Below are 24,794 nucleotides of genomic sequence, written 5' to 3'. Positions count from 1 at the left end.
GTTTTATTGAAGGAGGCTGTAATGGCTACGAAAAAGACAAGTGCTACAGTTAAGGCTAAAGCGTCGAAGACGACGGTCGAGAAGGCCGTGAAGAAGACGACCGCGACAATCAAGTCGGCTGTGAAGAAGGTGGCAAGCAAGGCTGCCGAAACGGTCTCGGCTAAGAAGCCGGCGGCAAAGACAGCCGATAAGGCCGCGAAGGCTACGGCTCCGAAAAAGACGGCAAAGTCCATTGTGAAGACTGCCGCAAAGACCATTGCAAGCGCAGTGGTGAAGCCTGTTGCGAAGGCTTCTGCCAAGTCCGCCCCGAAGGCGTCCGAGCAGACCGATGTCGTACTGAAGTCGACCGCCAAGAAGCCGGCCAAGGTTGCCGCAAAGCCTGCCGTGAAGATTCCTGCTGCGAAGGCTGCCGCGAAGCCTGTCACCAAGACGGCGAGCATGGCCCAGAATTTTGATCCGGAATACCTCGTGCTCATGCAGAAGGATCCGAACTGGATGCAGGCCTTCTGGGAAGTCTCCGAAGACCGTATCAAGCGCGCGAAGAAGGGCAAGGGCAAGCTTGTGCTCCGCCTGTTCGATGTTGCCGGCGACCTCACCGTGAAGCGCGCCAAGAAGCGCAAGTTCCGCGACGTGGAAGTCCCCGCCGACGCCCGCAGCTGGTATGTGGAAAACAAGGCTTCCGCATCCACGGTCGCCGTACTCGGTTTCGCCGACGGCAAGAACTTCATGCCGCTCGTGGAATCCGTACCCGTACAGGCCTATTCTCCGGAAGGCTCCGAAGTGAATGTGGATGACGTGTTCGTAAAGGCGTCCCTCGGCGGTGCCGCCATGGGCGGCTTCGGCAGCTCGGGGCTTTCGAGCATGTCCGCGAAAACCTGGCTCGAACAGATGGCGGGCGGCCTTTCGAGTTCCTCGGGCTCCATTTCCTCGGGTGCGCTTTCGAGTGCGGCGCTCAAGAGCAACAAGCTCGAACTCCCGAAGGATTCCGTGAATTATGGCAAGGACTTTTTCCTGTGGGTGAAAACTCGCCTTATCGTTTACGGCGGAACGCGTCCCGATGCCCATTTGCAGGTGCGCGGAGAACCCTTCCCGCTGAACCCGGACGGCACTTTCAGTTTCGAAGAGGATCTGCCCGATTCCACGAAGATCATCCCGGTGTTCGCGACCGACAAGGATGGCGACTTCCCGACAACGATTGTCCCCATCGTGGTCAAGCGCACCGAGTAGGCGAGCCTGCTCGATTGGACAGGGAGGGTTGATTGACCGCACCCGGCAAAATACATCTGCTGCTGCATGCGCACCTGCCTTTTGTGCGCGAACCCGACTATGACCGGTTCTTGGAAGAGAACTGGTTCTTCGAGGCTATGGCGGAAACCTACCTGCCGCTGGTGCAGATGCTCTGGCGCCTGCAGGAGAAGGGCGTGCCGGGGATTCTCAACCTGAGCGTGTCGTCGTCGCTGCTTGCGATGATGACCGATCCCTTGCTCCTTGAAAAGTTTACGGAGCATCTGCGTCGACAGCTGGATCTCATCGAGAGAGAGCGGGACCGCACCTACGGAAACGAGGATCTCGCTACGGTGGTGGATTTCTATTACCGTCGCCAGATTGCGCTGATAGATTGTTGGGAGAACGATTGCGTTTGCGAAATTGTTCCCGTGCTGAAGCGCCTGGAGGATTGCGGCAAACTTACGCTTTTGACCTGCGTGGGGACGCATCCCTTCTTGCCTGCGTACCAGTCCGATGTGCAGTCCATCCGCTTGCAGCTGGGCGTTACGGTCCGTGCGTTCGAGGAAGCGTTCGAGCGCAAGCCGCGTGGACTCTGGCTTCCGGAATGCGGATACTTCGAAGGACTCGACTTTTTGCTTGCCGAATTCGGTTTTGAATATTTCTTCCTCGAGACCCATGGCGTGCTTTTGGCAAAGCCCGCGCCCAAATACGGCGTATTTGCGCCAATAAAGACCCCTGCGGGGCTTTATTGCATGGGCCGCGAGCAGAGCAGCTCGATGGAAGTCTGGAGCCGAAAAACGGGCTATCCCGGGCATCCCGAGTATCGCGAGTTCTTCAAGGATATCGCGACCGAACGCACCCCTGGTTATCTCGGCGACTATTTCATGGCGGGCGATACCCCTATCGAAACGGGCCTCAAGTATTACCGGATTACTGGCAGCGAGGAAAAACAGATTTACCGCCCGTGGAATGCGATGCGCCTTGCCGAAGACCACGCACGACTCTTTATTGCGAACCGCGAGGCGACCGTCACCGAGCTTCTCCCGAAGATGGACGGCAATAAGGTTTCGATACTTTGTCCCTACGATGCGGAACTCTTTGGGCACTGGTGGTTCGAAGGACCGCTCTTTATCGAGAAAATGTTTGAACGTGCCGCAAGTTCGAATGTCGTGGAAATGGCCTCGCTCGAATCCACGATGCATTCTTCTTGCGATTCGGATGTCCACAGTCCCATATTCTCGTCATGGGGCGAGGGCGGCTTCGGCGAAGTCTGGATGAACGACGAGGTCTGTTTTGCCTATCCGCTGTTTTTCCGTATGCGCGGGATGATGGATTCGTTCAAGAAGGCTCTTGTCGCCCGCGAAAAGAGCGGCAAGAACGCGCAGACAAAACTCTTCCGACGGTTCTACGAGCAGATGGCGCGCGAACTCCTGCTGTTCCAGGCTTCGGACTGGGCGTTCATGATTCACAACAGGTCTGCCGCCGAATATGCGAAGGCTCGTGAAAACGGCCATTACAAGAATGTTTGCGCCCTTTATGCCGCAGCTATGACTGGCCTTGCGATGGGCCGCAAGAAACCCGATACGTCGCTCCTTGTCAAACTCGAAAGACAGGACAATCTCTTCCCGTGGATCGGGGATTTACTCTAAAATAGGACTAACCTGCCTTTTTTGGAGCGTTTGGTCCTATCAAAGACCCGTTTTTGCTAAGCGTTTTAACTCAACTCGCCAAAACTTCTTGCTGAGATAGGACTAAATCACTTTTTTTGGAGTGTTTAATCCTATGATTTAGTGATTTTGCGCTTCAAAGATAGGACTAAAACGGTTTTTTCTTCGATTTAGTCCTATTTTTTGCCGATACGGGCATTTTGACTTCTAATAAACGACGATAAACTTTTCCGTCTTCCCGCTGGAACCGGCGCGGAAGCGATATACGCCCGGCTTCATTTTCGATTTGATGACGTCGCCGTCGATGCAGTGCGCCGCTCTCGTGTAGGGCTCGCGCATGACGAGTTCCCCGCGCCCGTTCCTTATCTCGATAAAGTTTTTTGACTCGGGCAGCGGGGTAAAGCAGAGCTGCCCGGATCCGCGCCAGGGCACGGGGTAGGCTCGCAGCGTGGAATCGCGAACGAGGATGGGAATGTATTTTGCGGTATCGATGCGGCTGAAAATCCATGTGAGGGAATCGGCGGCAAAACTGTCGTTCACGATGGAATCAAGAGTCGCCGTCGTGTGCACCTTGCGAAGTTCGGCCTTGCCGAACTGGAAGAGAGCCGCCGTTATCTTTCCCTTGAAGTCCTTGATGTTCGGGATTCCGCCCCTGAAGAACGAGTAGGCGAAGTTGGTGGTGTCGGGCTCGAACGATTCCCTCGTACGAATCAGCGGATTGTTCCAGCGCGGCTGATCGGGCGAAATCCATTCGCTGGAATCGATGGCGGCGGCCCGGATCCCGGAGAAGGAGAGCCTGGTTGCAAAGTCGTGGAACACGTTTCCGATGTCGAGTCCTTTTTGGCCAAGAACGGCCTTCAGAACCTCTTCGAATGGTGTGCCGGGATGCTTCGCGTATTGTTCCCAGATGTTTCTGTCGAAGAACTTGTCGATGTGGTTGTAGAGGTCGATGAACAGGAGGCTCACGCCATAGTCGCTCATCCTGTCGATGGATGACCCCGTTTCCTGCATGAAGGTGGAAATGTGGAAAAAGTAGTCGTCGATGTCGGGAGCGCCGGCTTCCTCGATTCCGACCGCGGAAGCTTCTGTCCAGAACGTGCTGTACTTGAATAGGTCCATGTACTGCAACTGGATTGCGTGGTAGAATTCGTGGAATGCGGTGACGCGGATGCCCTTCGCCCATTCCTCCGCATAGGAGTATCCGTATGCGGCGTTGGTAAGGGGTTCGGTAGAAACTGTGTACGGGCAGGACTTGCCTCCGACATCTACCGTATCTGTCGTCACTCCGGATTCGGGGACGTAATAGAAGTCGTTGTCGATGATGATTTGCGACTTGCGGTAGTCCTTTTTATAGTCGGGATGGGTGACACCAAAGCATCCGTTGCAGCTTGCGGCTTTTAGGACGTCGTAGGGGTCGCGCAAAAAATCGATTTCGGCAACTTCGATGGGGTAGAGCCCTGCCTTGACGGCTTGCCTGTAATGGTGCGTCGTATCGCGGCCCTGTGGCTTTCGCATGCCGAGCTTGTCGACTTCGAATTCGAATGCGTTTTCAAGGGATGCCTTGAGGCTGTCGATGAACGGAAGCGTCGTGGCGTGGAGTCCCGAGAGAGTATAGAAAATCTGGAAGTGTTCCGTTTCTTCGCTGTAGACGCTGTCGTAGTAGGCTTCGGCTTCGCAGTAGTTTGGCGAGGTTCTCGCGGAGATGGGCGCCTTTCCCTTTTTTTGAAAATTGTCGATGGAAAATATGGTCCCGCACTTGTGCGCCTGTGCGGGGACAATCGCTGCGGCGAGGATTGTCGCCGTTAAAAGTAGAGCCCTGGATATGGCGGGGGTGGCTCTAGCGTGCATTTTCTAGAACCTCCTTCGCTCTTGAAACAACGTTGTCCGGAACTTCGAGCGCCTTCTGGTGGCGCGGCTTGATGGTCGCGTCTATGATGAGCGGGGCCTCTATAGCCCAATGCTTCTGAACAAAGCGTTCGTTCAGTCCGTAGATATCCTGCGCGGGGTCGGAACGCGTGAACGTTAGCCACAGGAAATCGTCCAGGCTCTTTTGCGAGTTGCCACCGATGGTGGAGGTGTCGTCCACGATGCTCACCCACGGGTAGTTTTCGTGGTATTCCCAGCTTGCGAGGACGTTGCGGAGTTGCGCGATGTTTTCGGGAGCGGGGGCGCCGCCGTTTAATACGCCGCCGTTATTGCCGCCATCCCATTGTATGGCGAGTACGCCCTTCATGGCGATTCGTGCATTGCTGAATCCCTCGGGCAGCTTGAGCGTATCGAGGTCGCCCGTGCACTTGCGTAGTTCGCGGCACTTGACGCCTGCTGCGGCAATCACGAGCTTGGAGCCGTGATTGAGACGCGTTCCCGTGTAGTCGAGCGTGTCGATGAAGGTAGATGTCTGAAAATGCAGGTCACGTGCGAAGTCTATGCGCTCAAGCGCATGCGCGAAGAATGCAGGGATGTCTCGGACATCGAGACCTGCGGCGTCTTCTTTCGCGGCCACCATCAGGTACTTCGCGAGCGACACCTGGTTAAAACCGAGCAACGCGTTGGCCGTCTTCAGGAGTTCGAGCGGTTCGCGTTCCTCGGGCCTTATGTAGGGTATAAAGTTTTCCTTCGCAATGGCGAGGCACAGCGGGTGCACTCCCGACGCGTCGACCGCGTGGACCGTCTCTACGCCTGGGAGCGACGAGGGTACCATCGGCCTTGTAATGTCGTGGATGAACTCGCCGAAAATCGTGTCTTCCTTCGGAGGCCTGCCTATGGAGGTGAACGGGTAAATCGCGTTCCTCTTGCAGAGCACCTTCTTCACTTTCAGGTAGGGGAACAGGTGCTTGCCGGAGTAGTAGCCCACGTGGTCGCCGAATGGCCCCTCGGGCTTGAGTTCGGGAGCGACCTCTCCCAGGATGCAGAAGTCCGCATCGCTCGAGACGATGTAGCCCTCGTGCATAAAGTAGCGGAAGCGCCGCCCGCCGAGCATTCCGGCGAAGGTCAGTTCCGAAAGGTCCTCGGGCATGGGCATCACCGCGGCAATGGTATGCGCGGGCGGCCCGCCCAAGAACACGCTCACCTTGAGCGCGCGGCCTTCTTCGATGGCCTTCCGGTGGTGCCGTGCGATGTCGCGATTTATCTGGTAGTGGATGCCGCATTCGTCGGGTGCAAAGTCGTTCCCCGCAATCTGCACGCGGTACATGCCGAGGTTTGCGGTGAGAATCTTCGCGGTTTCGCTCGGGAGGGTAGCTACTTGCGGAAGCGTGAGGAACGGACCGCCGTCTTCGGGCCAGCCGACGACCTGCGGGAGGTCGGCCAGCTTGCATTCATCGAAATCGCGGATACTGCCCGAACACCTGGGGAGCGAGCGTATGCCCGCTTTTGCCGCGCGTAACAACGTGGCGGGGCCCGCATGCCTGAAAAATTCTGCGGGGTTCGACTTGAACAGGACCGCGGTCCTTGTGCTTTCGAGCGTGTCGCGGAACAAAAAGTCCATGCGTTCGCGCGTGCCGAAGATGTTGCATGCGGCGCGGAACCTGCTCCCTTTTACCTTCTCGAAAAGCAGTGCCGGCCCCTTGCTGTCGAATGCCTGCCGGGCGATTTCTGCCATTTCCAGGTACGGGTCCACCTCTTCGTGGATACGTCTGAGCATGTCTGCCTTTTCCAGGTCAAGCAGTGCTTGTTCCAGTGAGGAATACATGGCGGAACCCCCGGTGCGGGCTTAACCCGCCGTGGCACCCAGGTCGAGGGATTCGAACGCCTGCGTCTTTTTCTGGGATTCGATGGAAAGCATCACGTCGCGGGTATCCTTGCGGGCAAAAATGCCGTAAACGAGGTTCGCGTTCGCCATGAGCCCCGCAAAGACCTCCTCGGATATGCCGATGAAGCCCTGGAAGGAGAACTCGTCGTAGCAGGCGGTCATGTGGCCTTCGGGGGCGAACTTATGGCTGCCCGTGAATCCGCGGAACGGACCCTGCCCCAGGCGGACGGTGACCTGGTTTTCCTTGACCGAACTGATGATGCCGGTCCACTTGATGGCCTTGAACCCGCACTGGAGGTGGTAGCGGATGGTCGCACCGGGAACGAGTTCTTGGGGGAATACGTAGTGAAGGAGCGGGGTTTTCCCGATAGTCAAGTTCATGGGAGCGTATCGAAGCGTTTCCAGGACATTGGGAAGCGAGAACTCTTGCCATGAAGTTTGACTAAACTGTACCATACATCAAGTAATTTAGCAAAAAAAATGCGAAAAAGGAGCAAAAAGTTGTGATTATGCCGGCTCGAACATGTCGATGCGCTTCTTGTGCTTGCCGCCCATGAATTCCGTTTCGAGGAACTTGGTGGCGAAAACTTCGCACTGGGCGTAGGCGATGATGCGGGCTCCCATGCAGAGCACGTTCGCGTCATTGTGGAGACGCGTGAATTCGCAGGAGGTGAGGTCGCCTACGACTGCCGCACGGATGCCCTTGTGCTTGTTCGCGGCCATGCTCATGCCGATGCCCGTGCCGCAGATGAGGATTCCGCAGTCGGCTTCCTTGCTAGTCACCTTGTTGCAGACCTTGTCCGCAAAAATCGGGTAGTCGCACGATTCCGTGGAGTCCGTTCCCATGTCAAGGACTTTGTAGCCCTTGCCTTCCAGAAACTTGACGAGCTTTTCCTTGTATTCGAACGCGGCGTGGTCGCAGCCGATAGCGATGGTCTTGAACATTTTTTGACTCCTGGAGTTGCGGAAGGAAAGGTTCTTCCCCGCTTTATTTCGTCCTGCAATATAGTTAATTCATCGGATAATGACCGGGCTGGAGGTCCGTTCGTGCGCAAATAAATCTATTTTTCCATTTGAGAGGTTTGATTCCATGACCAAGTATGTTTTTGTCCTGACAAGTTCCCCGAAGGATTTTTATTGCGAGCAGACGCTCGTGGCGGTTGCATCTCTCCGGGTCCACAATCCGGGTGCATTTGTGACGCTCTTGACCGACGACAGGACGCTTGCGACTCTCACCGGTAACCGTGCCGCCCTCAAGGATGCGGTCGACGAGATCAAGGCGCTCACGCTTGACGAAAAACTCACCCCGATGCTTCGTTCGCGTTTCCTGAAGACCTCGATAAGGAACGTGATTGATGGCGATTTCTTGTTCCTCGATTCCGATATCGCTGTCGTGGGTGACCTCTCAATTCCAGAGGAATGGAAAGGCGGCATCTACGCGGTGCTCGACTTCCACACGAACCTCTCGAAGGCAATCAACCGCAAGAAGGTTCTGAACAACGCGAAACGCATGGGATTTTCGCCGATTCTGAACGACCAGCTTTTCAACAGCGGTGTAATGTACGTGCCGGACACTCCCGAAATGCACAAGTTCTTCGAGACCTGGCATACGCTCTGGGAGGAGTGCGTGACGAAGGGATTCCCCTACGATATGGCGAGCCTCGCCGAGACGGATTTCAGGTCGGGTTATGCCATCAAGGAGATGCCTGGTGGATGGAACTGCCAGCTCGCTTACGGTAACCGGTTCTTGCCTACGGCGAAGGTTCTCCACTTTTTCGGGTCCCGCATTATCGATACGCGCGGTCGCAAGGTTCCCGAGAGTATGAACCTTTTCTTGCCGAAAATCCTACGTCGCGATTTCTATACGAACCTGAAAAATTTGCCTGTCACGGTCAATGCCGACAGGTCGGTGCATATCGACGGGTATTACGACGACGTGATTGCGCATGCGAAGGAAGCCTTCGAATTCCAGACGAAGAAGGTGGGTGCAGCCGGTGCCTACATTATCCGTAGCTACGCCTTCGCAAAATCGCTTGCGTGGCTATACAAGAATATCCCTATACTCGTGAAACCCCTGGAATTGCTCGGAAAGATTTTCTCCTAGAACGAAACTGTGGCGTAGGTAAAAAAATGAACGAAAAGAAATCCCTGATTGAAAGATTTTCGAACTGGTACATACCCCTGATTTGTGCCCACAAGTACAAGGCGCTGGCCTTCTACCTGCTGCTCGCCGTCCTCTGTGCGTTCCCGATTCTCGTAAAGCCGGGGCTCAAACTCGATGCGGACCTCTCGCACCTGCTTCCCGAAAATACGCCGAGCGTGAAGGCTCTTGAAGAATCTTACCAGCGTTTCGGATCTACCGACCGCTTCATGATTGCCATCCAGAGCGAGGACGTGGAACTGGTCGCCGCTCTGCAGGATTCCATCAGCGATTACATCCGCAAGAACTGGCAGGGCGACTACGTCTCGACGCAGGTGGACAACGACAACAAGTTTTTCAAGGACAATGCGCTCCTCTACTTGCCGGTCAAGCATCTCGAACACATCCGCGACAACCTCGAAGACCTGCAACTCGAAATAGGGCGCAAGAACGGCCCCCTGGTCGTCGATTTGCTGGGCGATGCTCCCGCTTCCGATTCTGCAGGCGGAACGGCATCTGCGGCGCCCACCAAGAAGGAACGCGTGTGGTTCGATGCGAACCTGCCGCAGGAACTGGGACTTCCCGACGAGGCGGTGAGCGCGTTCGATACGTTTTTCAAGAAGGGCGAGGAAGAATCCGCAAAGAAGGACGACAAGTCTCCCGAAGCCGAGGAATGGGACAAGAAAAAGCCTGTCCCGGCACACCTGAAGACGCGCCTTATCGGTTGCCCGCGTCCGGACAGTACCGGAAAGATTCTCTTCAACGGCGTGGTGAACGCGAAACTTCTCAGGCCCTCGACCGATTACGAGTTCGTGACGCGCATTCTCGCGCGGACCGATTCCCTGCTTGCTTATTTCAACTCCAAGACATATCCCGTGCCGACGCGCTTTACGGTGGAAGGGACTTACGAAGGCCTCAAGGAAGTGGATGACGTGGCGAACGATTCCATCTTCTCGTTCGGCATCAGCCTGGTGCTCATCATCTTCCTCACGATTTTCTTCTTCAGGAGCGTGAAGGGCCCGATTCTGGTGACTGCTTCGGTGCTGTACGCTTGCCTCCCGACGCTTGCGTTTACTGCCCTCTTCTACGGGAAGCTGAATCCGTTCACGGTATTTGTCGCTTCCATCATTCTGGGCATCGGCATCGACTACTCGATTCACATTTTGGGCACTTCGCAGAAGTTGCTGCACAAGCATGCGACTTTGGAAGAAGTCCTGGAAGCGGCCCAGAGGAAGATGCTCAAGCCGTTCTTCCTTGCAAGTTTCACGACTATCGCCGCGTTCCTCACTTTGCTTGCGGCACACTTCCGCGGCTTCTACGAGTTCGGCGTGGTGGCGTCGATGGGCGTATTGTTCAGTATGCTTACCTCGGTGCTCGTGCTTCCGGTCTTTATCAAGTGCATGGGGGGGATCCCGAAGGCGCCCGATAACACGCTGTTGCCCAAGTCCTGGGACGAGGATAAAATCCGTCGCTTTTTCAAGTACGCGGCTCTTGCAGGCTTTGCGCTCGGTGCCGTTTCGCTCTGGTTTGCCCAGGATGTGGACTTTGAACACAACCTGCGCAACCTGCGTCGTGTCTCGACGGAAAAGAAACAGGAAAACGGCATCAACACGAGCGTGACGCGTACGAACAACCGGGCCACTTCTACTCCTGCGGCCGTCATGGGAAGCAAGGCCGAACAGCTCGACATGCTTTACGATACCCTGATGGTGCGTCTGCATGTGGAAAAGGATCCTACGCTCCGGAGTTTCCTCACCCTGAAGTCGTTCGTGCCGTCGCTGGATTCCCAGGAACGGCGCCTCGAAATTATCGAGGAAATCCGAGACCTGGTCGAAGCTCGCGTGTTTGACCGTGCCGAAGGGGAGGATTCCGCAAATATCGCGAACCTCCGGAACCTGGCCTCCGTCGAGAAGCCTTTTACGGCCGAGGATATTCCCGAATGGGCGCTCGACCTGCTCCGTGAAAAGGACGGCAGCTACGGAAAGATTGGCTTTATCTACGGCAATTTCCCGAGTTGGGATGCGAAGGCGCTTCATAACTTCCAGGATCGCTACAGCCACTGGAATTTCGACGGCGAGGACCTGCGCACGTTCTCTTCGCAGTTCATCCTTTCCGATGTCATCGAGTCCGTGAAGCAGGATAGCTTCAGGCTTGCTCTCGTGATAATCCTGGTTATTTTCGGTACGCTCGTGGTTTCGTTCCGGAAACCCAAGCTGTTTGCGGCGGGCTGCATCTCCTTTGGAATGGGAACGCTCCTGACGCTTGGACTTTTGGGTGTCCTTACCGACCTGTTCGAGTTCGGGAAAATCAGTATATACAACGTTATCGTGATTCCGATGGCGCTTGGTATCGGTATCGATTCCACCATCCACATGATAACATCCTGGATGAGCGACAAGAACATGACCCTTCGCCAGCTGATGGACACCACGGGCAGAAACGTGATGGCAAGTTCCACGACGACTATCGCGGGCTTTGTCGGGTTCCTGTTTACGACGCATCGCGGTCTCAAGGGCATCGGCGACCTCGCCTGCATCAGTATCGCTATGTTCCTCATCACGAGTATCGTGTTCACGATGTTCCTTTGCGGAACCTGGCTCAAGAAAAAGTGAGCCTCGCTATAAGCTTCGCATAACTTCCTTCTCGGACTCTCGCTGTACTTATGTACAGCTTCGGTCCTGCGGCGTCGTTCTGCTCGCTTCTAGCATCGGTTTTGAAATAAACTTCGGCCAGCTTCGTTCTCGCTTTAGAACTGGCGAAAAAGATTACTTGCGAATTTGTCTATAGAGTTCCAGCTGGCGCGTAAAGCAGTCGTTCCAGCTGAATTTTTCGGCGTAGGCACGGGCTTTCTGCTTCATGGCGGCCATGTCGGAATGGTAGAGTTCCACGATGGCGTCGGCGAGCGCTGTGGGGGTGCGTTCCTTGAGGATGGTCCCTGCTCCCGATTCCGTCACGTGCTCGAAGGCGGCTCCCGCGGCGGCTCCCACCTGGGCGTTCCCGCTTGCCATGCTCTCGAGGATGGAAAGCCCGAAGGTTTCCCAGCTCGATAGGGCGAGCCCCAGGTCCACGCTTGCATAGTAGCGCGCCATCTCGTCGATGGAATTGACGAACCCGATGTAGCGCACGTGTTCGTACTTCCGTGCCGCTTCCTCGACCAGCGGGAGGCTCGGCCCCGTGCCCGCGAATACGATGGCGGGCTCGTGCCGAAGTTTCTGCGTCAGGATGTCATAGGCGCCGAGCAGAAGGTCGATTCCCTTCTCGTTGCAGTGCCTGTGGGGGAAGAAAATGGTGAGGCGTTCGGGACATCCCGCCTTGAGTTCTTGGACGAGGGCTTCGTCTCGCTTTGTAGGCGAGAACATCTGGATGTCGCAACCCAGCGGAATCCAGCGCGGGTCGGGGAGCCCGTTCTTGCGGAGTCGCGCCATCGCTTCTTTCGAGGATGCCTGGATGCAGTCGAAGCCCTTGAATTCCTTGCGGGCATACCAGAACGCTTCCTTGCGGGCGAACGTGCCGATGCCTACGCCGAGTTTTTTTGCGACGGGGCGGCCCACGTAGGTCACGGGGAAATCCGCATGCCAGAACCCGACAAGTTTAGATTCGGGACTCACGCGCCTTGCCGCCCTGCGCACGACGGTCGGGAGGATATAGGGCGACCCCACCTCGATGATATCGGGCCTGTATTTCGCGAGTACGGGTTCCACCTGCGAGAGTTTCCAGATAAAGCGGTATTCCCAGTTGCCGGGGAACTTGAACGCCTGCACATGCTCGATGATAAGGCTATTGCTCTTGACTTCGGTGAATGTCTTTGAATCGGGCATCACGAAAACGGAACGGACACCTGCATCGGGACTTGCCGAAGCGAGTTTCTCGTAAAAAGCCATCTTTTGCAGATGGTAGCGGCGCACGCCACCGCCCGACGGACTCCAGAAGTTGTTGAAGTCTACGATGGTGAACATCAGGCTTCCCAGATGCGGTTGGAATTCTCGTCGATGGAGAGCTTGCCCTTGTAGAGGTTGTTGTTGCCGAGCCGCTTGGAATTGACCGTCAGGAAGAGCTCGTTGTCCTTGGCTTCCAGCCAGTAGATGGCGTCGGAGTCGCGCAGGTAGGCGCGGGGCGCTATCAGTTGGCCGTCGTCATCGACAAGCTCTCCGCCGATGAACAGCGGGATGTCGAGCGTCTTGTAGATGTCTAGCATGACCGACGAACGGCGCTCGTAGATATCCGCGAGGTCGGGACGGTCGGTTACCTTGAAATGGTCGACACCATCGATGATGACGACGAGGTCGTGGTGCTCGCGCTGTTCTTCCTTGAGGGTGGCGAGGAGTTCCTTGTTGTCGAATGCGGGCTGGTCTTCCCAGATTTCCATGCGGTTGTCTCGGACATAGCCCATGAGCTTGCGGGTCGCTTCGAGAATCTTTGCGTTGATGCCCTCGTCGCTGTTGCGCTTGCGCACATCGAGCACGGAGAGCCCGGTCAGCATGGCGACCATCCTGTCGAAGATCTGGCGGCGCGGAGTCTCGAGCGCGATGTAGATAAGCTTGAGGTCCTTGTTTGTCTCGATGAGGTCGAGTGCCATGCTCGAAAGGAGCGACGTCTTGAGGTTGAACGGATTCGAGGACACGTAGAAGATTCCGGACTGGATGCCGTCGATTTCCTTGGTGAATCTCGGGAAGGAGTCCAGCGGGAACCCGACGCATTCGTCGGGCGGGCATCCCATCGCCGTGTCGAGGTTTTCCTTGATGTCCTGCAGCAGCATGGAGCGGCGGTGCGTGTGGACGGTGTCCTCTTCGGTCGAGTCGATAAGGTTCAGAAGCTGGTCGGCGCCGTCGTTACGGACAAGCTGGTCGACGGTCACGTTTTCGGGGAGCACGATGGACTTGAAGCGGAGTCCCTGCGTTTCCGCCATCTTCAGGTAGTTCTGGATGCGGAATTCCTGCTCCCTGCGGTTCGCTTCGCGACGCAGGATCAGCGTGACGGAGTTTGCCCCGCAGGCCTTGAGCTTGTACAGGTGGCTCATCGTGAGGTCCTGGTACATGGTCGAGACCACTCCGGGGATGCCGGCGAGGTCGGCTGTCAGCGCATCGAACATGCCTTCGACGATGATGGGGCTTTCGTTATCGGGCTGGATGTTGAAGGGGATGTCGGTCGGGCCGGACGCATACGAGATGTAGGGGTTGTGCATCCCGTCGTCTTCCATGGAGCGTCCGTAGACGGAGTGGATGAGTCCCTTGGAGTTGCGTGCGGGGATGGTGATGCGGGGCTCGTGGTAGGCTTCCAGGTTGTCGAGGAAGAACGCGACCTGGTGGCGTTCGATGCCCGAAAGCATGCAGTAGCTGTAGAAGGGTTCGGGGTCGCCGCTGTAGTAACCGAGACCATAGAGCTGGGCCTGTCCGATGCTCCAGCCGCGCTGGGCGAAGAAGTCGGCGGAAGAGGGGCTCTTGCAGGCGGCCCAGTGGCAGTAGCGCACGAAGTTTTCGAGCACGCGGGATTTTTCGCCGCCGATTTCCTTGATCCAGGGATGTTCGTCGGGTTCGGAATCCTGTTCTGTTTCCTGGGCTCCCAGGAACTCCATCGCTTCGGCGCGTGCGGCAGGTTCATCGAGGCCGTTGAAGCGGCTCCTCATCACGAATTCGACCAGGTCGCCTTCGCTTCCGCATTGCAGACAGCGGTAGCGCCAGTAGCCGAGCGCATCGTAGAAGAATAGCGACGTCTCTTCGGGCGAATGGAACGGGCAGCTTGCGATAAGGTTGCGGCCCCAGCGGCTCAGGGGAACACCGAGCTGTCTGGGGTGTGTTTTCTTGCGCATGATTCCGGCATGTTCTTGATCGATGACCATAAAAACCTCTCTGTCAAAATCTAATAAGAATTTGCCGCGAAGGCATCGGGCAAATGATATTTATCTAATTTGGAGGCATGATTATTCTTGGAATCGACCCGGGTTCTATCACGACAGGCTATGCCTTTATCGAAAAGTCGGATGGGAAAGTCCGCGTCCTCGAATACGGGGTGCTGCATGCTCCGGCATCGCATGCCGTGGAAGACCGCCTGCTGCATATCGTGACGGATCTGGAAGCGCTGCTCGAACGCTACCGCCCCGACGCCCTCGCGATGGAGGGCGTGTTCTTCGCGAAGAACGCGAAGAGTGCGCTCGTGCTCGGGCACGTGCGCGGGGCGGTCCTTGTCGCATGCCGCAAGCGGGGCATGACGTTCAGCGAGTATCCGCCGAAGGCGGTGAAGCAGGCCGTCACGGGCGATGGCAGCGCATCGAAGGAGCAGGTCGCGAACCTGGTCTTCGCGCGTCTCGGAATCGAGCCCTCGGACTTGCCTCTCGATGCCTCTGACGCCCTCGCTATCGCCTGGACGCATGCGAACCCCTCGCCACTCTCTGCGGTTCTGGGCTCCCGTGCAAAAAGGGCTTCCGCTCGGAAGAAGGCGAGTGCCGCCGAATGGCGTGCCCTTGTCGAAAAGATGGGAGGAACCCTGCCGTGAACGGAAACAGCCTTTTGCCCTATGGTCTCGGGACGCCCGATCTTGTCGAATTCCAGAAAGGTTATTTTGTCCACAAGGATGTTGTGGCGGACCTGGAATGCCTTTGCTCCTTGGCCCGCGACTGCGGCTTTTCCTTGCGCCTCGAATCGGCCTACCGTCCGTTCGAACGTCAGCTTTCCATCTGGAACCGGAAAGCCCGCGGGGAACTTGCCCTGCTCGACGAATTCGGCAGGCCCATGGAACGCCCGCAGGATGAGGAAAAACTGATGTTCGCCATCCTCACGTGGTCGGCACTCCCCGGCGCAAGCCGCCACCATTTGGGGACCGACCTCGACGTGGTCGATGCGAACGCTTGCCCCGAAGGCTACGAGGTCGAACTCACTCCCGAGGAATCTACGGGAATGTTCGGCAAGTTTCACGAGTTCCTGGATTCCCGCTTTGCCGCAGGAGATGCGTTCGGTTTCAACCGCGTGTTCGTTCCCGGCCGCGGCAAGATCAAGCCGGAGCTTTGGCATATCGCGCACCTGCCCACATCGCGCCGTTTGCTGGAGAACTTCTCGCTCGAAGCCCTCCGCGACATCTACCGCGAGATTGACATCGCTTGTAAGGAGGCAATCCTTGCAAACCTCGATACTCTTGCCAAAAACTTCATCTATCCCTACTTTATCTAGAACGATGGGGGCGCGATGAAATTCGAACCGGAAACACGCGGCATCCTTCGCCAGGAAAGTTTTGAATACGGCCGCTCCGTGCTGGGCGCGCCACTCCTCTGCTACCCGAGCCGCGAAAAGTGCAGGCTCCTTGTGCTTGCGGGAATCCATGGCGAAGAGCCCGAAACGACGTTCCTGCTTTCCCGGGCCGTACGCGCCTTCGAAAGGAACTTCGAACATATCGCCGTCGTGCTGTGCGCCAATCCCGACGGCGTCGCCCTTGGCACCCGCGGAAACGCGGACGGGGTCGACCTGAACCGCAACTTCGCGACTACGAACTGGGTGGCCGCTCCCGTGCTTTCGCGCTCCATTCTGGAAGCCGAACGCGATACCTCCCTTTCGCCGGGGAAATCGCCGGGATGCGAGCCGGAAACCCGCGCTCTAGTTTCCCTTGTCGAACGGCTGCAACCGGAATCGGTAATCTCCGTGCATTCCCCAATCGGCTGCATCGATGCCCCACGGTTCACGCCTGTCGTGGAACGTCTGCAGAGAGCGTTCGACCTGCCGTGGAAACCCGATATCGGATACCCGACTCCGGGAAGTTTCGGGACATGGTGCAAGGAACGCTCTCTCGAATGCATAACGCTAGAGCTCCCGCGCCTTGCGCCGGAGCTCCTGTTTGAACGTTATGGTGAATCCTTCGCGCGCTTCCTCGCGGCGCAAGATTAGTTTCCGGCCTTTGCCGCCTTCGCTTCTTCGATAATCCTGCCGCGCTGGACAAGTCCGACCGTGAACCCGATGATGAGGTAGCAGGCCACGAGGACAAGCAGGTATTCGAGGATGATCATCTTCTCGGTGATGAACATGAACCCCGACACGTAGGTAATGACGATAAGGACGGCCTGGAAGATATTGAAGGCCTTGTTCTTGCGGGGTTGCAGCTTGGGAAGGAATAGCGGGCTCACCATGAGGACTCCCGTCACGAGGAGAACCGCGATGGGGAGATAGATGAGTGAACTGCCGGTGTCGCTGAAAAGTCCGATATTCTTGAGGAATACGATCAGGATGGCGTTGATTGCGCCTGCGAACGTGGAGGGGAGCCCGGAAAAGTGGTGATGGTAGGAGTCGCTGTCGCAGGCGTTGTATTTCGCGAGTCGCATGGCGGCGCACAGCACGTAGATGGAGAAGGCGACCGCCATCAGGGGTATGTTCGCATCGAAGAACGGGGTCGCGAGCGTCTTGTAGGCAAAGAGAATGCAGAATGCGGGGGCAAGGCCGAACGCGATGAGGTCGGCGAGGCTGTCGAACTGGGCTCCGAATTCGGAACTTGCGTTCACGAGGCGGGCCGCAAAACCGTCAAGCTTGTCGAGCAGCACGCAAAGGATGATGAAATAGGCGCCCATGAGAATCGGGTCGTTGGCAGAGAATGTCCCGGTCACCCAGCAGATGGAGAAAACACCCAGCAAAAAGTTCATGCTAGTAAAAGCGTTCGGGAAAACAAAGCGAATCTTGTCCACGGTAATCTCCTTTGACGTTGCGTTGAAAATATAAAAAAACGCGCCGTGGAGGCGCGTTTGAATGTCACTTGACCGGCTTGATTTCCCACAGAGCCTTGACGCCTGCGGCCACAATTAAATGCTGGGGCGGAGCGTAGGGGTTTTCTTCGGTGGGGAAGTTCGTCCAGTGCTTGGTGGAGAACTGGTAGTACTGCGTAGGACGGTACATGACTGGCAGCACAGGTATCGTCTGCATGAAGATTTTGTTGAGTTCGCGGTAGGCCTGCGTAAGTTCTTCCTGCGAGGTGATGGTCGGGATCTTCGCCATGACCTTGTTCGCTTCGTCGTTCTTGAAGCGGCCCTGGTTCGAGAAGGCGTCCTCGCCGACGGGCTTGAGTCCGACATGTCCCATCACCTGGTCGAAGCGAGTCCAGGGGGTTGCCGCGGAAAGTTCTGCGGTCTGCGTCTTCATGGCGAGGTCGAAGGTGCACTGGCGCAGGTCCTTGTCCCACACGCTGTAGTCCACGAACTTTTCTTCGGCGGAGATTCCCACTTCCTGGAAGGATTCCACGATGACCTTGATGGCGTCTTCCCAGTCGGTCCAGCCCTGCGGGCATTCGATGCTGATGGTCCGGACGGTCTGGCCCTTCGGGTTAACGAGCTTGCCTTCGGTGTTCCAGGTATAGCCCGCGGCGGTAAGGATTTCCTTTGCCTGGTCGACGTTGAAGGAGTAGCCGAACTTGGCTGCATCGTCCTTGTTGAAGAAACGGCTCTCGGGGCCAAAGGGCAGGATGAATCCCGGCTGGATGGCGGGTGTGTAGTTCGAGATGGCACGGCTCTTGATCTTTTCGAAGTTTACGGAACGGGCGAGAGCCTGGCGGAAGGCGGAGTCGTTGAACGGTTCCACCTGGTGGTTGATGATGAGCGTCGTGATGGATCCCGGCTGGTGGTAGGGCTCCTGGCGGCTCCAGGCGCGGATGCTGTCCTTGGCCTTATCCCAAATGCGGGGCAGGAAGATGGAAGACACGTCGAGGTGCCCCTTGGTCATGGCGCTGTTGAAATGGTTGTTGCCGTTGTAGAGCGAATGGACGATGTACTTGGGGGCGGGGAGCTTCCCCCCGTGGTTCGCGTTGCCCCAGTAGCTGTCGTTCCTTTCGAGGACAATCTTGTCGGGAGAGAACGTCTTCAGGTTGTAGGGACCCGAGACGATCGGGTTCGCGTCGTTCTTGAATTCGGTAATCTTGGCGAAGTTGTAGGTCTTGCCTTCCTTGGCGCCTTCGATGATAGGCTCGAAGACCGCTTTCGGGAGGATAGAGGTTTCGGCGATGGCGTTCAAGATAATGAGCGGATTCTTGTTGCCCTTCGCGAAATTGATGACGATGTTATTAGACTTGTCGGCCGAGATGGACTCTATATATTCCCAGTTCCCGTGACGCGGGGTCGGGAGGATGGAGTCGATATGGAAGGTGTAGAGGACGTCTTCTACCGTCACCGGGGTGCCGTTGTTCCATTTGGCTTTCGGATCGAGGTGGACCGTGATGCTGGAATCCGTTTTCACGAAGCTGTCAGCGAGCATGGGTTCCAGGTTGTCGCTAATCTGGTTATAGGTGACCAGAGTTTCGTACATGAGACGGACGTTCCCGTCGATAGGGAAGTTGGGGTCGTAGTCGAGGGGATTGAAGGTCGTGGGTGGGGCCCAGTCGAATCCGCCGATATATAAGGTTTCCGAACGAGGATATTCGGAATTATCGGCTGTTGCCTTTTCCTTGGGCTCGTCTTCGCAGGCCATAAGACCAAACGCGACGAGGGTGAGGGACCCAGACGCTACGAATTTGAAAAATTTGCCTATTGCGCTCATACATATAAATGTAGTGAGATTTTTGTTTTTTTGCCATTAAATTTTATTTACAGGTCTTCTAAAATGGAATAAAATGGGCAAAAATCGAAATGTTGCCTTTATTTTTCAAAATGTGACGCCCGTCACAGGGAAAAGCTGTAGAGAAGTCGCTTGGGTGAGGCGCTGTAGAGTGTCCTGTTCATGACGAACGGAGTCCCTGCGCCGCCAGGGGTGTTGAAGCGATGGGCGACCGTCCCGTCCTTGAGGGAGAGCGCGATGACTTCGCTGCCCTGGTCTATCCAGGCAAGCGATCCGGATATGAATGGCTTGGTGAATACGGAGCTCCTACCCTGGTATTTCCAGAGCGGGCTGCCGGAGGGCGAATAGAGGAGGATGCTCTGGTCCGCAAGCCCCACGAGGATGTTGTTGTCGTGGCCGCCTGTAGACTGGAGCGAGACGATGGACGCTTCCAGAAGGATCTGTGCAGGCTCGCGCGCAGGATCGGATGCGCTGTAGAGGAATATCCTGTTGTTGTCGGTGGCGACCGCGACGGCTGAATCTGCCTGGACTAGGAACGAGATGCTGCCGGCGCGCTTGGGGGCGATTTCGAGAGGCTGCCCCGAATTTTCGACGACGTAGCGGATGTCGCCATCGAGACTTGCCGTGTAGATGGATGCGTCGTGCAGGGCGAACAGGAACGGCGACGTGAAGATCTTTCTGGACCAGGCGAGGCGATATTCGGAGCGGTTGATTTTGAGAAGGAACCCGTTCCAAGTGGAAACGTAGATGGAGGAGGGCGATAGCTGGATGCTGAAAGCCTTCCCGGGTAGCTGGAACGATTGCGGGGGCACATCCTTTTCGAGGTCGTAGAGACTCAGGTTGTATCCGGAAGAAAGCGCAAGCGAAACGTCGTCATTGGCCATGACGGGGCTGTTCGTCATCTTCTCGAGGGTCCTGGACCAGCGCTGTTCACCGGTTTCGGCGTTGATGCAGATGAGCTTCTCGGCGGCAGGATCGACCGTGTAGAGGTTTTTCTTGTTTCCGAAGAACTGCGGGTAGATTGTCTTTGGCGAAATGGCGAGAAGGCTCACGAACTTCGCGTTGATGGTCTTGCTGTAGCGGTCCAGCACGAGGGAACTCGTGCGCGAAGAACTGATGGAAAGGCGGACGGCTTCGGACCAGGCTTTCTGGCGCTCCTTTTCGCTTCCCTTGCTGGATTCGAGCAGAAGCGCCCTGTAGAGCCAGGCTTCGGCATTGCCGGGTTCCAGCTTGAGCAGGGAATCGAGCAACGGCGTGAGTTCCTTCCAGGCTCGGGCTTCGGCCATGGCGGCGACCTTCAGGGTAAGCAGGTCCGATTGCAGGGGGCGCTTGCCGTAGTAGTGTGGGGCGATGCCTTGCAGCTGCGTATCCTTGAAAACAAGGAATATGGATTCGTCGGTGTGGATGGGCGGGGCCGAGATGGGCCTTGCAAAGTTGAAATGCCACAGCGGGATTAGAAGCGTGTCGACGGCCGTGAGCGAACCTTCGTTGGTAAATAGCCCGATGGTTCCCTGGGCGAGGGGGTAGATGCTTGCGGCGTCGCTGCGGATGACGTTTTTCAGGATGCCGCTGGAATGCTCTATCAGGGAAATCCTTCCGGAGGCTTCGAGTACTGCGAAGTTGTTTTCGAAGGGGAGGATCTGTTCAATGTTGTTGAAGGGGAGCTTCCATCGGGGGATTGGGCCCGCCTTGGGCTCGAAGCAATAGAGAATCCCGCCGGAGAAAAGGACGATGTCGTTGCCTTGGACTAGGACTTTCTGGATGGCGTCGTAGAGGGATATGGTGTAGGTCTCGGCGCCGTCGATATCGGAAATGAAGTGGAGGGCGTTGTCGGGACAGTTCAAGATGTAGTGGCTCGTGGGGGAGTAGCGCCCCTCGATATGGCAGCCTCTGTACTTGTCGTTAATCTGTAACGAGATGCCCTTCTTGTTGAGCAGGGTGACTGCGTTTTCGTTTTGGACAATCGCTTCGTCTCCGTTCGAATAGAATTCGATATTGCCGGCGATGGGATAGGCCCTCGACGGGAGCTTGTTGCTTAGCGGCCTGTAGAGAAGGCTGTCCCCGCTTTCGTTCTGGTACCATATCCCGGAATCGTCAATATGGAGAATCCTGGTTCTTGCGATTGACCCCACGCGGACATCGATAATCGTGTCGTTCACGACCTTCTTGACGGATCCGTTTTGCAGGAGCAGGTAGGTGGATGTTCCGCGGAAGGCCTTCGCGATAGGGCTGTGGAGGGTCCAGGACTTTTTCAGGAGCGCTTCGGGGGTGCTGCTGGTACTTGCCTCTCGCTCGGAAAGCCAGTAGGCCTTGCTGGTCTCTTTCGTATTGGCAAGGCTTTGCTGGTAGTAGAAGTTTGCCGAATTCTGGTTGTCGAAGAGTTCCCGGATTTTCCCTAGGTAGAAGTAGGCCGTTTCTCGGTCTTCGCGGTCGCCTTGGCTTGTGACTTTTTCGAGGATGCGGATGGCTTCTGCCGTTTCGCCCTTCATCTCGAAGCGGTAGATGGCCTCCTGGATGGAGGCGTTCATCTTTTCGGCATGGGCGCAGACGCTGCATACGCAGAGGAAAGCGAGGACTTTCAGGAGTCCTTGCTTCAGGGCCGTGCGGGCCGTCGTATGTAGAATCGTGCTATGCATTGCTGTTAGGCGTCGAACTTGTAGCCGGCTCCACGGATGGAAACGATGATCTTGGGATTGGTCTGGTCGTCCTCGAGTTTCTTGCGCAGGTTCACGATGTGGTTGTCGATGGTGCGCGTCGAGGGCATGTTGTCGGGAGTGTATCCCCAGATGTCGGTGAGCAGGTCTTCGCGGAGTACGACTTCTCCACGGTGCTGCCAGAAGTATTTTAGAATCTGGAATTCGCGCGCCGACATTTCGAGCGGGATTCCCGCCTTGGTTGCCTCGTATTTCTTGAAGTCGAGGTGGATGTCTGCGAAATCGATGGCATCGCTTGTCTGCGGCGCGGGTTCGGGCTGGGAGACCGTCTCGGTGCGGCGGAGAAACGCCTTTACGCGGGCGAGCAGTTCGAGGATGGAGAACGGCTTGGTGACGTAGTCGTCGGCTCCCATTTCGAGACCGGCGACCTTGCTTGTTTCTTCAGTCTTTGCCGTGAGCATGATGATGAAGCATTCCGGATGCTTCTTGCGGATGACTCGGCAGACTTCGAAGCCGCTTTTCTTCGGAATCATGAGGTCGAGGATGACCAGGTGCGGGAGGAAGGAATCTGCCTTCGCGATGGCTTCTTCGCCGTCGGCCGCGGTCTCGACGATGTAGTTTTCCAGTTCAAAGTTGTCCTGGAGCCCGAGGCGGATGATTTCTTCGTCTTCGACGATGAGTATTTTGTGTTGCATATCAGTCAACCCTCTTGAATCTAACGGTAAATGTAGAACCCTTGCCGGGTTTGCTCGAAAGCGAGATGGTCGCTTTGTGTGTTTTGACGACTCTCTTCACGATGGCAAGCCCGAGTCCGGAACCCTTGGTGCTGCGGGTCATTTCGTCTCCCACGCGGTAGAAGTCGTTGAAGATGTTTTTTTGTTCCGAGGAGGCAATGCCGACACCCGTATCGGCAACCGAGAATACGGTGCGGTCCTCTTCGTTGTAGACGCTGATGGTCACCTCGCCGGGTGCGTTCGTGTACTTGATTGCGTTTTCGATGAGGTTCTGGGCTAGGCTGTAGAGTGCCGTGTAGTCGCCCATGACGTAGGTGCCCGGCTCGAACTTTGTGTGGAATTCGAGCCCCTTTTCGACCCCGATGTCTTCGACGGCATCGAATACCTTTTTCGCGCACACGGAAAAGTCGAGCCGCTCCCACTTGAACGCTCCCGTGCCATGTTCCATGCGCGTGTAGTTGAGAATGGCTCCGATTAGGTTCTCGAGTCTGGAGGCTTCCTTGCCGATGAGCCCGGAATATTCCTGGACCTTTTCGACTTTCACGACGCGCCCTCGCGCCATCATTTCTGCAAACATCTTGATGGAAGTGAGCGGGGTCTTGAGTTCGTGCGAGACGCTGGAGAGGAAGTTCGTCTTCATGGCAAGGAGCTTGTGTTCTTGGATAATAAAACGCAGCATGAAGAACGAGCCGAAGATGACGGTAATGAGCGAGAACAGGAGGAGCCCGTACATGAGGAACATCCTCTGGCGTGATTCCTTGCGTATTTCCGAGACGTCCTTCTCGTAGAGCGAGAATTCCCATGGGAAAGCTTCGGAAATGCGGGATTGCGAGAGTATGTTAGAACTGTCCGGAATAGCGCCTGCGAGTAGGGAATCGTTTTCGTCGATGATGGAGAAGGGAACGTTTTTCCAGCGCTGGGAAATGTTCTTTACTTTGTCTATAAGTCTCGCCCTGAAGGCGTCTCGGTCGATTTTGGCGATGACGACCTGGTTCCCGGACAGGAAGGGGTAGTTCATTTTAAATAAGGTGATTTCGGAATCGTTGCGGTAGAGAATGCCTTCGCTGGAAGCGTACTCGTTGTCCAGAAGTTCCTGGAAGAGGTTCCTGTACTTGGAAAGAATTTCCATGTACCCCAGCTGCCGGTTGAAGTTTGACCGGAGGTTCCAGAACGCCTCGCGTTTTTCTTGCGGAAGGTCTTCAAAGGAAAGAATTTGCGAGAATGCGGTCTCGAAGAAGAATTTGGCAGAAGGAATGTCCTCGATGCTTTCGCTCTGTAAGAACTGATTCAGTACGGAGAGGCTGTATTCCTCGGCCTCGGCGTGTTTCTTTTGCTTGACGAGGATTTCGAAGTGCAGCAGGTTCACCGAGCGGGTGAGGTCCGCGTGCAGGTAGCCCTGCAGGTGCGGATTGTTTTCGAGTAACCTTAGCCACTTGAGCGCTTCATCGTAGTTCTTTTCCTTGTAGCAGAGGCGCACGATTCCGAGGATGTTCAGTACCTGCTCGTTCTTGGTGGCGAAAGGTGAATTCGCCTTGATGAGCCTATGGAGGAGAACTTCCCGGCTGGTGGTGTCCTGTTCGGCTTCGAAGAGCCGCTGCTCGTTTATGCTTGCGACTATGGAAGAAAAATCGTGAGTCTTGTAGAAGTGCTTCGACGAGATGTCGGGATAGACGAGCTTCCCGTTGTTGTAGAGGAAGATGGCCTCGATGCCTTGCACATCCTTGAAGGATGCCGCGTTACCGAATTCGAGCAGGCTTCGCGGTTGCTCGTAGAGGAAGATGGAGGCGGCCTTTGTTTCCTGATATATCTTTTCTTGTTCTTTCTCGACGGCGTCTTCTATTTCCTTCTGGAGCGCGGCCTGGTTCTCGTCGAAGTTCTTTTGCGCAAGGAACATCTCGTTCTGGATGTTCCTGAACCCGAGGAACGTAAGTATTGCCGTAGGCAGGATGATTCCGCCCACGAACAGGAGGATGAGGACCAGGTTGCCTTTGGAAAAGTGCATCGCCATTCCCCCTTCCTACAGGGGGAGGCTGGCGGAGATGCCCGGACACAGCAGGACGAGCACGCTGCTCGCCATGAGCAGCATCATCAAGGTGAGGGCCAGAGCGGC

At 56.2% G+C, this 24,794-nt stretch carries 18 protein-coding genes; 7 read left to right on the top strand and 11 right to left on the bottom strand.

Annotated elements, in window-relative coordinates; all coding sequences use genetic code 11:
* Positions 1-21 precede the first annotated feature (21 nt).
* Together B2952_RS03970 and B2952_RS03965 are read left to right on the top strand one after the other, a co-directional pair.
* Positions 22-1,227 carry a DUF4912 domain-containing protein gene (locus tag B2952_RS03970; protein ID WP_290735017.1) on the top strand — a complete coding sequence of 402 codons (1,206 nt, stop codon included), beginning with the start codon at positions 22-24 and terminating at the stop codon, positions 1,225-1,227.
* Positions 1,228-1,259: 32 nt separating this feature from the next.
* Entirely contained in the window at positions 1,260-2,876 is a 1,617-nt protein-coding gene (locus B2952_RS03965) for a glycoside hydrolase family 57 protein (RefSeq protein WP_290735014.1), read from the top strand.
* Positions 2,877-3,101: 225 nt separating this feature from the next.
* Here B2952_RS03965 and B2952_RS03960 read toward each other — a convergent pair whose 3' ends face one another.
* Genes B2952_RS03960 through rpiB form a run of 4 tightly spaced genes read right to left on the bottom strand, consistent with a single transcriptional unit; the run spans position 3,102 to position 7,590 of the window.
* Positions 3,102-4,742 carry a hypothetical protein gene (locus B2952_RS03960; protein ID WP_290735011.1) on the bottom strand — a complete coding sequence of 547 codons (1,641 nt, stop codon included), beginning with the start codon at positions 4,740-4,742 and terminating at the stop codon, positions 3,102-3,104.
* On the bottom strand, positions 4,732-6,585 hold the full coding sequence (locus B2952_RS03955) for a UbiD family decarboxylase (RefSeq protein WP_290735008.1): 1,854 nt from the start codon (positions 6,583-6,585) through the stop codon (positions 4,732-4,734). Before B2952_RS03955 ends, B2952_RS03960 begins: the two co-directional genes overlap by 11 nt.
* A 21-nt stretch (positions 6,586-6,606) precedes the next feature.
* Entirely contained in the window at positions 6,607-7,101 is a 495-nt protein-coding gene (locus B2952_RS03950; RefSeq protein WP_290735005.1) for a hypothetical protein, read from the bottom strand.
* Positions 7,102-7,152: 51 nt separating this feature from the next.
* Positions 7,153-7,590, bottom strand: coding sequence for a ribose 5-phosphate isomerase B (gene rpiB, locus B2952_RS03945; protein ID WP_173364819.1), 438 nt, complete (start codon positions 7,588-7,590; stop codon positions 7,153-7,155).
* A 145-nt stretch (positions 7,591-7,735) separates the two neighbouring features.
* Between rpiB and B2952_RS03940 the strand changes: the two genes are divergently transcribed.
* Both B2952_RS03940 and B2952_RS03935 read left to right on the top strand, forming a co-directional pair.
* Complete coding sequence (locus B2952_RS03940; protein WP_173382038.1) at positions 7,736-8,749, top strand: hypothetical protein; 1,014 nt, start codon at positions 7,736-7,738, stop codon at positions 8,747-8,749.
* Positions 8,750-8,775: 26 nt separating this feature from the next.
* Positions 8,776-11,397: an MMPL family transporter gene (locus tag B2952_RS03935; protein WP_290735001.1), complete on the top strand. Its 2,622-nt coding sequence runs from the start codon at positions 8,776-8,778 to the stop codon at positions 11,395-11,397.
* A gap of 153 nt (positions 11,398-11,550) precedes the next feature.
* Here B2952_RS03935 and B2952_RS03930 read toward each other — a convergent pair whose 3' ends face one another.
* Together B2952_RS03930 and B2952_RS03925 are read right to left on the bottom strand one after the other, a co-directional pair.
* A complete protein-coding gene (locus tag B2952_RS03930; RefSeq protein WP_290734999.1) occupies positions 11,551-12,741 on the bottom strand; it encodes a glycosyltransferase in 1,191 nt (396 codons plus the stop codon).
* Positions 12,741-14,621: a CHC2 zinc finger domain-containing protein gene (locus tag B2952_RS03925; protein WP_173364823.1), complete on the bottom strand. Its 1,881-nt coding sequence runs from the start codon at positions 14,619-14,621 to the stop codon at positions 12,741-12,743. The genes B2952_RS03930 and B2952_RS03925 overlap by 1 nt, the downstream gene beginning before the upstream one ends.
* A gap of 77 nt (positions 14,622-14,698) precedes the next feature.
* Between B2952_RS03925 and ruvC the strand changes: the two genes are divergently transcribed.
* Genes ruvC through mpaA form a run of 3 tightly spaced genes read left to right on the top strand, consistent with a single transcriptional unit; the run spans position 14,699 to position 16,653 of the window.
* A complete protein-coding gene (gene ruvC / locus B2952_RS03920) occupies positions 14,699-15,274 on the top strand; it encodes a crossover junction endodeoxyribonuclease RuvC (protein WP_173382035.1) in 576 nt (191 codons plus the stop codon).
* Positions 15,271-15,945 carry a M15 family metallopeptidase gene (locus B2952_RS03915; protein WP_290734997.1) on the top strand — a complete coding sequence of 225 codons (675 nt, stop codon included), beginning with the start codon at positions 15,271-15,273 and terminating at the stop codon, positions 15,943-15,945. Before ruvC ends, B2952_RS03915 begins: the two co-directional genes overlap by 4 nt.
* A 15-nt stretch (positions 15,946-15,960) precedes the next feature.
* Positions 15,961-16,653, top strand: a complete 693-nt coding sequence (gene mpaA, locus B2952_RS03910) for a murein tripeptide amidase MpaA (protein ID WP_290734995.1) — start codon at positions 15,961-15,963, stop codon at positions 16,651-16,653.
* Here mpaA and B2952_RS03905 read toward each other — a convergent pair.
* The 5 genes from B2952_RS03905 to B2952_RS03885 form a co-directional block, all read right to left on the bottom strand.
* The gene (locus B2952_RS03905; protein ID WP_290734993.1) at positions 16,650-17,441 is read right to left on the bottom strand and encodes a CDP-alcohol phosphatidyltransferase family protein; all 792 of its coding nucleotides are present in this window, start codon (positions 17,439-17,441) and stop codon (positions 16,650-16,652) included. The two genes, mpaA and B2952_RS03905, sit on opposite strands and share 4 nt — an antisense overlap.
* A gap of 64 nt (positions 17,442-17,505) precedes the next feature.
* Entirely contained in the window at positions 17,506-19,278 is a 1,773-nt protein-coding gene (locus tag B2952_RS03900) for an ABC transporter substrate-binding protein (protein WP_290734991.1), read from the bottom strand.
* A gap of 122 nt (positions 19,279-19,400) precedes the next feature.
* Positions 19,401-21,932 carry a PQQ-binding-like beta-propeller repeat protein gene (locus B2952_RS03895; protein WP_290734989.1) on the bottom strand — a complete coding sequence of 844 codons (2,532 nt, stop codon included), beginning with the start codon at positions 21,930-21,932 and terminating at the stop codon, positions 19,401-19,403.
* Between the two features lie 5 nt (positions 21,933-21,937).
* Complete coding sequence (locus B2952_RS03890; RefSeq protein ID WP_173382595.1) at positions 21,938-22,645, bottom strand: response regulator transcription factor; 708 nt, start codon at positions 22,643-22,645, stop codon at positions 21,938-21,940.
* Position 22,646: 1 nt separating this feature from the next.
* A complete protein-coding gene (locus tag B2952_RS03885) occupies positions 22,647-24,686 on the bottom strand; it encodes a sensor histidine kinase (RefSeq protein ID WP_290734987.1) in 2,040 nt (679 codons plus the stop codon).
* Positions 24,687-24,794: the final 108 nt, after the last annotated feature.

Source organism: Fibrobacter sp. UBA7003 (assembly GCA_002449765.1).
Taxonomy (GTDB): Bacteria; Fibrobacterota; Fibrobacteria; order Fibrobacterales; family Fibrobacteraceae; genus Fibrobacter.
This window is presented reverse-complemented; position numbering and strand designations above follow the sequence as displayed.

Bases quoted from the DNA above. Each gene is read 5' to 3' on its own strand.
- B2952_RS03970 (WP_290735017.1), top strand. From the start codon at position 22: ATGGCTACGAAAAAGACAAGTGCTACAGTTAAGGCTAAAGCGTCGAAG.
- B2952_RS03960 (WP_290735011.1), bottom strand. From the start codon at position 4,742: ATGCACGCTAGAGCCACCCCCGCCATATCCAGGGCTCTACTTTTAACG.
- B2952_RS03955 (WP_290735008.1), bottom strand. From the start codon at position 6,585: ATGTATTCCTCACTGGAACAAGCACTGCTTGACCTGGAAAAGGCAGAC.
- B2952_RS03950 (WP_290735005.1), bottom strand. From the start codon at position 7,101: ATGGTACAGTTTAGTCAAACTTCATGGCAAGAGTTCTCGCTTCCCAAT.
- rpiB (WP_173364819.1), bottom strand. From the start codon at position 7,590: ATGTTCAAGACCATCGCTATCGGCTGCGACCACGCCGCGTTCGAATAC.
- B2952_RS03940 (WP_173382038.1), top strand. From the start codon at position 7,736: ATGACCAAGTATGTTTTTGTCCTGACAAGTTCCCCGAAGGATTTTTAT.
- B2952_RS03935 (WP_290735001.1), top strand. From the start codon at position 8,776: ATGAACGAAAAGAAATCCCTGATTGAAAGATTTTCGAACTGGTACATA.
- B2952_RS03930 (WP_290734999.1), bottom strand. From the start codon at position 12,741: ATGTTCACCATCGTAGACTTCAACAACTTCTGGAGTCCGTCGGGCGGT.
- B2952_RS03925 (WP_173364823.1), bottom strand. From the start codon at position 14,621: ATGGTCATCGATCAAGAACATGCCGGAATCATGCGCAAGAAAACACAC.
- ruvC (WP_173382035.1), top strand. From the start codon at position 14,699: ATGATTATTCTTGGAATCGACCCGGGTTCTATCACGACAGGCTATGCC.
- mpaA (WP_290734995.1), top strand. From the start codon at position 15,961: ATGAAATTCGAACCGGAAACACGCGGCATCCTTCGCCAGGAAAGTTTT.
- B2952_RS03900 (WP_290734991.1), bottom strand. From the start codon at position 19,278: ATGAGCGCAATAGGCAAATTTTTCAAATTCGTAGCGTCTGGGTCCCTC.
- B2952_RS03895 (WP_290734989.1), bottom strand. From the start codon at position 21,932: ATGCATAGCACGATTCTACATACGACGGCCCGCACGGCCCTGAAGCAA.
- B2952_RS03890 (WP_173382595.1), bottom strand. From the start codon at position 22,645: ATGCAACACAAAATACTCATCGTCGAAGACGAAGAAATCATCCGCCTC.
- B2952_RS03885 (WP_290734987.1), bottom strand. From the start codon at position 24,686: ATGCACTTTTCCAAAGGCAACCTGGTCCTCATCCTCCTGTTCGTGGGC.